Origin of the sequence: Bradyrhizobium septentrionale (genome assembly GCF_011516645.4) — a bacterium.
Classification (GTDB): Bacteria; Pseudomonadota; Alphaproteobacteria; order Rhizobiales; family Xanthobacteraceae; genus Bradyrhizobium; species Bradyrhizobium septentrionale.
This window is the reverse complement of sequence record NZ_CP088285.1, coordinates 8528992-8538099: the sequence shown is the minus strand read 5'-3', so window position 1 is coordinate 8538099 and position 9108 is coordinate 8528992. Positions and strand designations below refer to the sequence as shown.

The 9108-nt window shown below is 62.7% G+C and carries 21 protein-coding genes and 1 pseudogene; 1 reads left to right on the top strand and 21 read right to left on the bottom strand.

Going from position 1 to position 9108, the window contains the following annotated elements; translation table 11 throughout:
* Positions 1-9: 9 nt before the first annotated feature.
* From HAP48_RS42895 to HAP48_RS42850, 10 genes are all read right to left on the bottom strand, one after another.
* Complete coding sequence (locus HAP48_RS42895) at positions 10-249, bottom strand: hypothetical protein (RefSeq protein WP_166205763.1); 240 nt, start codon at positions 247-249, stop codon at positions 10-12.
* Complete coding sequence (locus tag HAP48_RS42890; protein ID WP_166205762.1) at positions 249-596, bottom strand: hypothetical protein; 348 nt, start codon at positions 594-596, stop codon at positions 249-251. Before HAP48_RS42890 ends, HAP48_RS42895 begins: the two co-directional genes overlap by 1 nt.
* A complete protein-coding gene (locus tag HAP48_RS42885; protein ID WP_166205761.1) occupies positions 583-1017 on the bottom strand; it encodes a hypothetical protein in 435 nt (144 codons plus the stop codon). Before HAP48_RS42885 ends, HAP48_RS42890 begins: the two co-directional genes overlap by 14 nt.
* Before the next feature lie 3 nt (positions 1018-1020).
* Entirely contained in the window at positions 1021-1269 is a 249-nt protein-coding gene (locus HAP48_RS42880) for a hypothetical protein (protein WP_166205760.1), read from the bottom strand.
* A 14-nt stretch (positions 1270-1283) separates the two neighbouring features.
* Positions 1284-1436 (bottom strand): hypothetical protein, encoded by a 153-nt coding sequence (locus HAP48_RS42875; protein ID WP_166205759.1) that lies wholly within the window; start codon positions 1434-1436, stop codon positions 1284-1286.
* The gene (locus HAP48_RS42870) at positions 1433-1657 is read right to left on the bottom strand and encodes a hypothetical protein (protein WP_166205758.1); all 225 of its coding nucleotides are present in this window, start codon (positions 1655-1657) and stop codon (positions 1433-1435) included. The genes HAP48_RS42875 and HAP48_RS42870 overlap by 4 nt, the downstream gene beginning before the upstream one ends.
* Positions 1654-2316, bottom strand: a complete 663-nt coding sequence (locus HAP48_RS42865; protein ID WP_166205757.1) for an antitoxin of toxin-antitoxin stability system — start codon at positions 2314-2316, stop codon at positions 1654-1656. Before HAP48_RS42865 ends, HAP48_RS42870 begins: the two co-directional genes overlap by 4 nt.
* 77 nt (positions 2317-2393) lie before the next feature.
* Positions 2394-2699 carry a hypothetical protein gene (locus HAP48_RS42860; protein ID WP_166205756.1) on the bottom strand — a complete coding sequence of 102 codons (306 nt, stop codon included), beginning with the start codon at positions 2697-2699 and terminating at the stop codon, positions 2394-2396.
* Complete coding sequence (locus HAP48_RS42855; protein ID WP_166205755.1) at positions 2696-2953, bottom strand: hypothetical protein; 258 nt, start codon at positions 2951-2953, stop codon at positions 2696-2698. Before HAP48_RS42855 ends, HAP48_RS42860 begins: the two co-directional genes overlap by 4 nt.
* A 43-nt stretch (positions 2954-2996) precedes the next feature.
* Positions 2997-3524, bottom strand: a complete 528-nt coding sequence (locus tag HAP48_RS42850) for a hypothetical protein (RefSeq protein WP_224496821.1) — start codon at positions 3522-3524, stop codon at positions 2997-2999.
* A gap of 177 nt (positions 3525-3701) precedes the next feature.
* Between HAP48_RS42850 and HAP48_RS42845 the strand changes: the two are divergent.
* Positions 3702-4019, top strand: a pseudogene (locus HAP48_RS42845) (IS1595 family transposase); the annotation flags it as partial.
* A gap of 53 nt (positions 4020-4072) precedes the next feature.
* Here HAP48_RS42845 and HAP48_RS42840 read toward each other — a convergent pair.
* From HAP48_RS42840 to HAP48_RS42795, 11 genes are all read right to left on the bottom strand, one after another.
* On the bottom strand, positions 4073-4243 hold the full coding sequence (locus HAP48_RS42840; protein ID WP_166205754.1) for a hypothetical protein: 171 nt from the start codon (positions 4241-4243) through the stop codon (positions 4073-4075).
* 245 nt (positions 4244-4488) lie between these two features.
* Positions 4489-5268 (bottom strand): hypothetical protein, encoded by a 780-nt coding sequence (locus tag HAP48_RS42835; protein WP_166205753.1) that lies wholly within the window; start codon positions 5266-5268, stop codon positions 4489-4491.
* Between the two features lie 700 nt (positions 5269-5968).
* Positions 5969-6259: a hypothetical protein gene (locus HAP48_RS42830; RefSeq protein WP_166205752.1), complete on the bottom strand. Its 291-nt coding sequence runs from the start codon at positions 6257-6259 to the stop codon at positions 5969-5971.
* Positions 6260-6316: 57 nt separating this feature from the next.
* On the bottom strand, positions 6317-6562 hold the full coding sequence (locus HAP48_RS42825; protein ID WP_166205751.1) for a hypothetical protein: 246 nt from the start codon (positions 6560-6562) through the stop codon (positions 6317-6319).
* A gap of 18 nt (positions 6563-6580) precedes the next feature.
* The gene (locus HAP48_RS42820; RefSeq protein ID WP_166205750.1) at positions 6581-6736 is read right to left on the bottom strand and encodes a hypothetical protein; all 156 of its coding nucleotides are present in this window, start codon (positions 6734-6736) and stop codon (positions 6581-6583) included.
* A 25-nt stretch (positions 6737-6761) separates the two neighbouring features.
* Positions 6762-7049, bottom strand: coding sequence for a hypothetical protein (locus HAP48_RS42815; RefSeq protein WP_166205749.1), 288 nt, complete (start codon positions 7047-7049; stop codon positions 6762-6764).
* A gap of 89 nt (positions 7050-7138) precedes the next feature.
* Positions 7139-7564, bottom strand: coding sequence for a hypothetical protein (locus HAP48_RS42810; protein ID WP_166205748.1), 426 nt, complete (start codon positions 7562-7564; stop codon positions 7139-7141).
* Between the two features lie 31 nt (positions 7565-7595).
* Complete coding sequence (locus HAP48_RS42805) at positions 7596-7901, bottom strand: hypothetical protein (RefSeq protein WP_166205747.1); 306 nt, start codon at positions 7899-7901, stop codon at positions 7596-7598.
* Positions 7902-8079: 178 nt separating this feature from the next.
* Positions 8080-8310, bottom strand: coding sequence for a DUF5983 family protein (locus HAP48_RS51095; RefSeq protein ID WP_477021284.1), 231 nt, complete (start codon positions 8308-8310; stop codon positions 8080-8082).
* A 49-nt stretch (positions 8311-8359) separates the two neighbouring features.
* Complete coding sequence (locus tag HAP48_RS42800) at positions 8360-8836, bottom strand: hypothetical protein (protein WP_166205746.1); 477 nt, start codon at positions 8834-8836, stop codon at positions 8360-8362.
* Between the two features lie 53 nt (positions 8837-8889).
* Positions 8890-9108 (bottom strand): hypothetical protein, encoded by a 219-nt coding sequence (locus HAP48_RS42795; RefSeq protein ID WP_166205745.1) that lies wholly within the window; start codon positions 9106-9108, stop codon positions 8890-8892.

The window sequence follows — 9108 nt, the reverse complement described above, 5'->3', positions numbered from 1 at the left end:
GGGGCGTCGTTATCCGGGCAGGTGACGCGGCCAGAACTCTCTGGCTGCCTCCGCCCACTCCTTGGCCTCGGCAAGGGTCTTGCCGAAGCCGTATTGCTTGCCGTGCTGCCACAGGAAACCCTGCGGCGTCGGCTCGGTCCGCACGAGGCAGGCCGGCTTGCCGGGGACGTGCTCCCATTTCCCCTTGGTCGCGCATCCGTCAGCAGCCGGGAGCGGCTGCCAGTCGTGGGTCATGCGATCGGTCGCCATCACGCGCCTCGCCCTCGGAGCGATCGCTCCTGCGCGAGACGCGCCGTCCGCATCCACGGCTGCATCCGGTCATAGACCTTGAACCGGTAACCAAAGGGCGCGGCCTCCAGCTCTCGCTTGAGGTCTGCATACTCTTCCGGTGTGGCGGGCCTCGTGCGGATGTACCAGCCGACATCACAGATGCCGTGCTGCCCGAGGTGCGCATAGCAGCTCATGGTGTTGGCGTCGTAGGCTCCCAACTCGGCAGGGAACACGGCGGTGATCTCCGCCGCGCGTCCCTCGGGCTCCTTGAAGGTGCACGCCCGGAAGATGACCGGGGTGACGTTGTCATTGTCATGCGAGGGCATGGGTGACCTCCCAGACATGCTCTCCGAACCGGTAGTCGCCGCCGCGTGCCATGAGCGGCAGTCGCCGGAACTCGTCGTCAGGGCCGATGACGCCGTAGCGTTCCGGCTGCGCCTCCAGCTGGGCGAGCCACATGAAGTGCTGCTCCATGCGCCACTCGTTGAAGGCGTCGACGACCTCGGGGCCGACCTCGAAGGTCCACGAGCCGTCGGCGCGGCGGATGCAGCTGCACCGGCGCAGGATACCGACCCGGGACTTGACCTCGGAGCGGACGTCATCGCCGTTGCAGACCGACAGGTGGTAGCTGTTGGGACTGCGCATCGCGATCTCGACCAGATAGCTGCCGGTCTCGTCGTGAACCTCGTACTCGACGCCGCCCATGTAGGAGAGCTTCCAGCGGAAGGTGGGGGTGTTGCGCTGCATCGCTCACTCCCTTGCCGCCGGAGTGTCCCAGCCGAACATCGAGCCGGACTTCATGCGCATCGCCTCCTCGGCGGTGACGCCGAGGCGATCGTTCAGCTCGTCGACAGCTTCCTCCACCGCCGACATCGGCACCTCGTCATTATCGAAGTCGGTGAGGTAGTAGCCGGCCTCGCCGCGCTTGACGATGCCGATGCGGTTGCCCGGCTCATTGCCGGGCACCACGACGTAACAGAGTTCGGGTTTCTCACTCACGGTTGGTCTCCTTGTCAGATCATCAGGATGATGGGGTTGCAGGAAACAGCGAGGCTCTGGGTGAACAGGGCGGCCTCGCTGTAGCGATAGAACTTGCGATGGGTCGCAAGCACGTAGTGCGTGCCGGGCTCCGCCCGGCGCAACACCATGTAGACGGGCTTGCTCATTGGTCGTGGTAGCTGTCGTGACAGCCCTTCGAGCAGAACAGGCCGCGATGCTCGTGCGTGCGGCCGCCGTTGGTCTCGGTGCTGTAGCGGAACAGGGCCTGCAGCTTGCGGCCGCTGCGATAGCGGAAGCCGCCGCACCAATCGCAGTCCTGCGAGGTTGCGACGACCTCGCGGCACAGGTCCTGACGGGCGAAGGAATCGCGGGCGATCTGGACGCTCATGCACAGGCCCTCCGTCCATCGCCCTTGAAGTCGTACTCGTTGGCGCGGATCGTCTCGTCGATCTGCTCGTCCGAGTTCTGGTGGTTGTATTCCTTCTCCAGCTGTCGGTAGATCCAGTTGGCGAAGTCGCGCATGGCCGTGAGCAGCGCCTCCTCGTCCTCGGCAGAAACGTCGCGGACGTTGCCGGCGGCAGTGATCGCCTCCGCGTCGAGGCTCATTGTGTAGGCGTGGACATAGTGGTTATCCCGCTGGGTGATCTTGGCCCAGAGGCGCTTGCGGTACTTGCGCTGCAGGTCGTCGATCGTCGCGGCGATCTCGCGTAGCTTCTCGTCCTTCGGCGCGTGCGCCTTGATGCGCTGCTTGGCGGAGCCCTTCTCGTGCGAGCGGAAGGTCCCCTCGAAGCTCGCGCCGTCACCCTGGCTCCAGAACCCTCGCCACCAAATCTTCGGCTCGTACCGGGTCTTGCCGCCGACGGTGGTATAGGAGCGTTGGTCAAGCTCGATGCCGAAGCACTCCGCGACCGTGACGGCGTCCTCGATCACGAACTCGGCGAAGGTGTTGTCGCCCTCGCTGGCGCTGCGGTACCAGTCCCGGGCCTTCTCCTTGGCCTTGTCGCTCAGCTCGTCGAACTGGAACAGCTCGACCGTGATGGTTCTCATGGTTGGTCTCCTTGTTTGAGGTTGCAGGTCTCCGGCCCGGGCCCTGCGAAGGCCCAGTGCCGGGTCGTGGAAGGCGACTAATCGTCGCCCTCGGTGGTCACGTCGATCGCATTGCGCCCGTTGACGGTGAGGCTCGTGGTCGGCGTGTATTTGGTGTGGGCACGGATGAACTGCGGGGAGAGCTTTTTCTTCACCGCCTTCATGTTGAGGTTCTTGCGCTCGTATTCGGAGACGACCGCGCGGAATAGATCGCCCTCATAGGCGCCGGCGCCCATGGCCTTGATCTGGTCACGCAGCGGCTGGGCCTTGGTCTCGATGTCGGCAATCTGGGCCTCCAGCAGGCCCAGCTCGTCGACCAGCGGTCCGACGTTGCTCCTCCTCATGGGACGAACACCACCTGATTGCGCATCATGACGTCGCCGAACATCTCACAGGTACTGATGAAGGCGCCGGCCGCGTACTCGACGTCGTGGTAGCGCTCGAACGTGGCGTACTCGCCGGGGATGTCGAGCGTGACGGCGAAGGCCCTGCGCTCGGTCGCCGGCTGGAACGGCGTTGCCGGCACGAACGCCGTCCCCTCGATCAGCCTGATCTTCGCGCCGACCTTCGGGGCGACGTATTGGTAAAGAATCTTCATGTGGTTGGTCTCCTGGTGTTGCCCGTCTGCGAAACGGGGCGGGTTATCCGGCGTATTGGATGGCGAGTTGCTCCGCCACCTTGGGGAAGAACTTGCTGCGCTCGGCCCATCGCTTCGGGCCGGGTGCTGCCTTGTGGACGCGGTCGACCGGCTTGGCGCCGCGCGGCAGGTTGAGTGCCCTGCGGCACTCCTCCATCGTCCGGTACGTCGGCTTGAGCGGCGGCGCGTCCTCGCCCTCGAAGTCGGTCCAGAAGCAGGTCCGCTTGGTCTCGAAGTCGCCGAACATCCACGGCTGGATCGACTGCGAGAACTCGCGGTAGCGACGGATGCGCTTCTTGGCGTGCTTGTGCATCACCGGGTTCTCCAGCACTTTGCGCGGTATCTTCGCGTCCCAGAGCGTGGAGAACAGCTTGGCGCCTTCCTCGAGCTTGAACCAGATGAAGTCCAGGCGCTCGCGCCGGTTCATCGTGGCGTAGGCGGCGATCTCCTTCGTCGAGTAGTGCTCGGCCGTGTCAGTCGACCGGGCGGCTCGTCGAGCCAGCGCACGCCGCTGTTCGCGAGCCGGGTGCACGGCGGGTGCGCCACCATGAGGAAGTCCCAGTCGCCGTCGAGCACGTTGCGGACGTCGTCGACGATGTGGCGGTTGCTGCCATCGAGCGAGGGAAGCAGGTCGCAGGACCAGACAGCATGGCCCCGTGCGGCGAATGCGCGCCGCACGGTGCCGGTGTACTCGCAGGCGATCAGGACCTTGATGACGGACGAAAGCAAACTTTACAGCGGCGCGGATCAGCATTTTGCTTCGCATGAAACCGTGCGACATAGCGCCAAGGAATATGCTCGCGGAGACGTTCACACGAACACGATCGAAGGATCATTTTCGATCTTCAAGCGCGGCATGACTGGTGTCTACCAGCATTGCAAAGAAAAGCATTTGCATCGCTACCTTGCCGAGTTTGATTTCCGCTACAACCATCGTGTTGGTCTTGGCTACAGCGATACCGACCGCACCAAAGCCGCAATCAAGGCCGTGGAAGGCAAGCGCCTGACCTATCATCAAACTCACTGAGCCGGTCTTTAGATATCAGGCCGGCAGGTTTCTGCGCTGGCGGAAGAAACGCCCTAAGCGGACTTCTTAGCCGTCTTGCGGCGTTTCTTGGATTGAGCAGCCACGCCTTTGCGAGGCATCATTTTGAGCGGCTTTGGTGGGGTATTCAGCGCTGTCTTGAGTGTGACGAGAAAACGGCGTTGCGCTTCTTGTTCGCTATATGGTTCGTCACGTTGATTGGCCATTGATATTAGTCTAGCCTCGATTCTTGAGAGTTAACGACTATCTAGTAGATAAGCGCGTAACGCGCCACCGGGGTCCAGCCCGATGACGCGCCACGTTTCATGCCTCAACCACGTTGTTGCATGTTACCCTCCTTCGGGGCTTACCGTGACCGCCCCGTTTCGCGCCTCAAGATTGCTACTCGGGTCTCCACCCTTTCGCTGCCCACTGCACCGGTGCCACGGCCCGGATGCAGTCGGTATTTCGTTCACCCTGCTTTTCCCTCAATCAAAGTAGGATGGTTGGAACCCTGGTGCGCGAGTCTCCAAAGGCCCGCGCCATGCGGAACGATCCAGCGGCGCTTTATCAAATCCTCAAGCTCACGCGGCTCTAATTCTTTCTTGAGAATACGAAGTGCATCAGCGTCGTCCGGAACCACAAGCTCAGCGCCAAGCGGGAAACGACGAATAGCTGAATTAAACTGGCGGGCGACCACAAAGGCTTTTGGTCCGGTTTCGGTTTCGCTCTGCGGCTGAAAATATTCGACGACTCCTTCGTCCCTAAGTCGCGACAACTGCGGCGTCAGACTAGACCGCTCGATATTCCGGTCATACGCATTTTCAATGAAATCTCGAAGCTCGCTGGCAGAAGCGCCATTCAGGAAATGGTCACCTAGGGCTTTGACGATTAGTTGTTTAATCGTGAGACCCTCGAACTGCAAAAATGGATTGCGGTCTTGTGCTTCCGCTATAATCCTAGATGTTTTTGCTATGAGTGAGCCAACGCCAATTGCAACATTAACGACGCCTTCAAGGGTCGGTCCACTGGCGGAATCTTCGATTGGATTTCCTGTTGCAGCGACGCCGGAAAGTTTGCCAAATCGCGCGGCGTCATTACCGCCCAGCATATCAATCTGCCGTCTAGCTGATCGAACGTGCGCAAGTTCGTTCTCGCGCACATCAATCTCACCCTTTAGCCCGGCGAGTTCATGCGTAAGTTCGCGTTCTCGACGCTCTAGCATTTCGTAGACAGTCTCTTTGCGATCCATCGAGTCACAGTTTCCCGTTGACCGAATCGCCGCCTGTCTTTAGGAGGGGAGGCATCTGACTGCGCTTCCCGCATTCCCAAGTTCGGGCTTGCGATCCGGCTCTCCTTTTAAGGGGCCGTGCCCGCCCCGGTGTGGAGCCGAGGCGGGACTTCTAGGCAGAACATCCGCCCGCTTGGATACGGAACAGACAACACCCCGCCTGCAAGCGGATGTTCGTTTATGCGCAGAGATTCGGTTCGGCGTCAATCACTGCGTCTGTTGCTGCGTCTCGCAAGCTTCTGAAAACTCATGGTATGGAAAGCGCCGCAAAATCAGTTGTTTAGCTTATATTCCTAGATGCTGTGTATTGTGGTGTCATCTGGATAATTAGGGATTTCCTCATCGGCCTGCCTCGGCATGGAAGTGCGTCTCCGACAGGCTGACCGCTTTCGCGAACACGTCGATCGACACGGTGTGGCGGAGGTCGGGCGCCATCGGCGCGGGTCTCGACGCCCGGCAGGGCCTCGTAAGTCTGCAGCACGGCGCGGCCGTGCTGTCGGCGATCTTCGTTCGTCATGATGGCGGTCTCCTTGTTGAGCCCGCTGCGAACGGGGGTGAGTGGGTTACTTGTCGCGAGGTGCGACGTACTGACAGGGCGGATGCCCGGTGAAGAGCTCCCAGTCAGCTGCGAGGAACGCTCGAAGGGCGGCGTCGGCGCCGTTCATGCTGGCGTTGAGACACGTCGCTCCGAACTGCTGGAGGTGTTCTCGGTCCGCCGGCGATCCGCCGGAGCGCGAGCAGATCGCAACGACGGCGGCGGCGAATGCCGCCGGGTCGTCGTCGCAAGGCCGATCAGGAAGCCGAGCACAACGTGCGCGGCCAGGATCATGCCCATCTCGACCCACGAGATGGTTACGGAGGACGTCGCCCAGAGGCGGACGCGGACCTCGGTCTCGTTGGGGACGAGGATCGACTGCGAGGGCATCGGGTAGTTCGGGACGATGGACTTCATGGGATGGTCTCCTTGATTGCCGTCTGCGAAACGGCGGGTTTGGTGGTGGGGTGATGGTCAGCCCTTGTTGGGCCAGCGCCAATAGAAGGCGGCACGGGCAAAGTCGACCAGCCTGCGGTCGACCATCGCATTCCAGATGCGCTCCACGTCTGCGCGGGGGAAGTTCTCCGCGGCCTTCTCGATGCGCGCCTCGCTGTTGCGGCCTCGCCTGTAGCATTCGCCATCATCTGAGTAGGCGTAGGTGAGGTCGTGCGCGTTGCAGGCGCGCTCGAAATCTTCGAGCGTCTTGATCTCGGTATTCATGGCAGTCTCCTGTTGATGTCAGATGGCCTCGGTCGGCTCGGCGCGCTTGGCGCCGAGCCGTGCCATCTCCTCGCGGAGATGGCGGTTGTCGTAGATGGTGACGGTCTTGGTGGTGCCGTCAGCGAGCGTCAGCACCCAGTCGGTGGGACGCACGTCCCGCTCGTGGTAGCTCATGACGCCACGACCTCGAACACGCCGGTCACGTCAGCGCGAAACGCGCCGACCCGATCTTTGCGATGTTCTTGGCATGGACGAGTGATCCGCAGGACCGGGCGTCGGCCACGTAATCATCGCCATACTGCTCGGCGAGCTGAGGAGCGATCTGCTCGAAATCGTCCCAGTGCACGCGGGCGAAGTCCGGGTTGGATACCCAATAGGAAACAAAGGTGCCGCGCCGCTGTGGCGCGGCGCCGGTGTGTTGCCCGGTGCTCTTGAGGAACGATGCGGCGTAAGCGACCCGGTCGCCGGACGTGAGCGTCTTGGTCATGGATGCGGTCTCCCGTAGCGATGCGCGCAGAGCGCGCTGATGACGATGAAGGCGAGGACGATGGCGGCGATGGTCGTGACGGGCATCGCTCACGTCTCCCTCGATGCGGGCGGGTTCCGCCAGTCGAACAGCTGCCAGCTCTCGCCGGAGGCGTACGGTCTGGCGTAGACGGTGTAGTTGAACTGCGCCTCATGGCTCACGCCGTCGGGCTCGATGGTCTCGACCGCGAAGTGGCAGACGCCGTTCTTGATCTGCTTGAGCGGGTCGACGCCGTGCTTGACGCACAGGTGCATCAGGTTGGCGATCAGGTCGCCGACGGCCTCCTCGATCAGCGGGCTGCCATCTTCGTTCCGGCTGCCGGGGCAGACATCTCGGAAGGCGGTCACGGCGTGCAGCGCGAACGTGGAGCGCTCGTCGTTGTAGACGCTGGACCGCATCGCCGCGCGCTGCTCGGTCTCGCATACGAGGCAGTGGTCATCGGCGTTGGGGAAGTGCTTGCAGTTGCTTTTCGGCATGGTGGTCTCCTTGCTGACTTGGGTTGGTGGATCAGGCGAAGCAGGCGCTGCGAACGATCTGCTTCGACTGGCGCTCGGCGCGGCGCATGAAGCCGCGGTCGGTCTTGGCGAAGGGGGCGGCGTGGCGGGTGCGGCTCTGGTCGAGCGACACCTCGCACGCCACCGCAGCGAACACCGCGTAGCGGCGGTGACGCGGTGGCATGGCGCTCTTGCGCTTGGCTTGATCGACGGCGCGATCCATTGCCATCTGCTCGCTGGCAGCGAACACGTGGAGCCGGATGTCGCCACCGCCGTATCCGATGCGGCGGACGGTCACGTCATATGCAATGGTCATCATCGTTTTCTCCTTGGTGATGTGCCGCGAAGGCGGCGGAGGTAGTCCATCTTGCTCAGAGCGCGACACCGACGGCACACGCGGGCGCCGTCGGGTTGGACGTAGAGGTTCTTGCCGTGCAGGCGGTGACCTCGGATGCAGTGCGACTTCGGAGGATCGCGGCCCTTGTGCCGGCCCATCGCTAGTTCTCGAAGGTCGGCAGATCGTCGAGCGCGTCGGCGTCCTGATCGAACAGCACGTAGTCGGCGCCGTTCTGGCGGGCGTAGGTCATGCAGGCGAACAGATCGGCCGGGATCGAGTCCTCGGCGTTCTCCTCGTCGCAGTACAGGAACCAGCCGTAGGGCGTGGCGGCGACCCAGTGGTTGAGGGCGAACTCGCCGGAGACTTTCTCGCTTTGTCGTCGGCGAGAGATGCGCGGTCGACAGGTCCATGAAGTTGCGGAGGTTGGGATGGGTCATCGCTCAGTACCCCGTCGCCTGCTGGTGGGCCTCGGCGTGCGTCTTGCCTGCTTTGATCAGATCGGCGTAGCTGCGCTGCCATTTGATCCAGTGGCGCAGGTCGCGTTCCTGCTCGGATTGGCACTCGGCGCGGGCGATGAAGCCCTCGTCGTCGCCGATCTGCGGTTTCCAGTCGCGCTGCGCGGCGTAGAGGCGGACCCTGGAGATCGCCTGACGCATGGTGAGGTTTCCGCCGAGGCCGTTCTGATAGAACACCTTGCCCTCCCTCTCATGGGCGGGGTCGACGACCTGGTAGCTCCATTCGGCCGTCGGGCCGGAACAGACGATCAGCACGAGGCCGAAGCGCACCTCGATGTGCGCGCCCTCGGCGTGGCACAGGAAGTCGATCTTGCTCGCGAGGTCGGCGTTGGCGAGCGTCTTGGTTGCGCCTTCTCCGACGACGCGGCCGCGCTGCACGGTGATTGTCTTGGGCTTTCGCATTGGATGGTCTCCTTGGGGTTGCGAGTTGAAAAGAGGTGTCCGGGGTGGACCACCTAGATCGACACGTAGATGCGCCCGGTGCCCTTGCACTCGATGCACCGCATCGGCGCCGTCAACGTCTCTGGCTCGGGGTGAAACTTGGTCCAATCACCATCGCCACCGCATTCGATACAGGTGATCTCACCGGCAACGCCGGAGGAGATATCGACCAAGCAGGTGACAATCGTCTCACGCCTAAAGCCGCGGTCGACGTCCATGGTGTGCAGGGCCAC

Excerpts from the sequence above, each read along its gene's own strand:
- HAP48_RS42810 (WP_166205748.1), bottom strand. The coding sequence starts at position 7,564 with ATGCCGAAAAGCAACTGCAAGCACTTCCCCAACGCCGATGACCACTGC.
- HAP48_RS42875 (WP_166205759.1), bottom strand. The coding sequence starts at position 1,436 with ATGAGCAAGCCCGTCTACATGGTGTTGCGCCGGGCGGAGCCCGGCACG.
- HAP48_RS42860 (WP_166205756.1), bottom strand. The coding sequence starts at position 2,699 with ATGAGGAGGAGCAACGTCGGACCGCTGGTCGACGAGCTGGGCCTGCTG.
- HAP48_RS42835 (WP_166205753.1), bottom strand. The coding sequence starts at position 5,268 with ATGGATCGCAAAGAGACTGTCTACGAAATGCTAGAGCGTCGAGAACGC.
- HAP48_RS42865 (WP_166205757.1), bottom strand. The coding sequence starts at position 2,316 with ATGAGAACCATCACGGTCGAGCTGTTCCAGTTCGACGAGCTGAGCGAC.
- HAP48_RS42805 (WP_166205747.1), bottom strand. The coding sequence starts at position 7,901 with ATGATGACCATTGCATATGACGTGACCGTCCGCCGCATCGGATACGGC.
- HAP48_RS42895 (WP_166205763.1), bottom strand. The coding sequence starts at position 249 with ATGGCGACCGATCGCATGACCCACGACTGGCAGCCGCTCCCGGCTGCT.
- HAP48_RS42885 (WP_166205761.1), bottom strand. The coding sequence starts at position 1,017 with ATGCAGCGCAACACCCCCACCTTCCGCTGGAAGCTCTCCTACATGGGC.
- HAP48_RS42800 (WP_166205746.1), bottom strand. The coding sequence starts at position 8,836 with ATGCGAAAGCCCAAGACAATCACCGTGCAGCGCGGCCGCGTCGTCGGA.
- HAP48_RS42820 (WP_166205750.1), bottom strand. The coding sequence starts at position 6,736 with ATGAGCTACCACGAGCGGGACGTGCGTCCCACCGACTGGGTGCTGACG.
- HAP48_RS42890 (WP_166205762.1), bottom strand. The coding sequence starts at position 596 with ATGCCCTCGCATGACAATGACAACGTCACCCCGGTCATCTTCCGGGCG.
- HAP48_RS42825 (WP_166205751.1), bottom strand. The coding sequence starts at position 6,562 with ATGAATACCGAGATCAAGACGCTCGAAGATTTCGAGCGCGCCTGCAAC.
- HAP48_RS42830 (WP_166205752.1), bottom strand. The coding sequence starts at position 6,259 with ATGAAGTCCATCGTCCCGAACTACCCGATGCCCTCGCAGTCGATCCTC.
- HAP48_RS42855 (WP_166205755.1), bottom strand. The coding sequence starts at position 2,953 with ATGAAGATTCTTTACCAATACGTCGCCCCGAAGGTCGGCGCGAAGATC.
- HAP48_RS42840 (WP_166205754.1), bottom strand. The coding sequence starts at position 4,243 with ATGGCCAATCAACGTGACGAACCATATAGCGAACAAGAAGCGCAACGC.
- HAP48_RS42815 (WP_166205749.1), bottom strand. The coding sequence starts at position 7,049 with ATGACCAAGACGCTCACGTCCGGCGACCGGGTCGCTTACGCCGCATCG.
- HAP48_RS42870 (WP_166205758.1), bottom strand. The coding sequence starts at position 1,657 with ATGAGCGTCCAGATCGCCCGCGATTCCTTCGCCCGTCAGGACCTGTGC.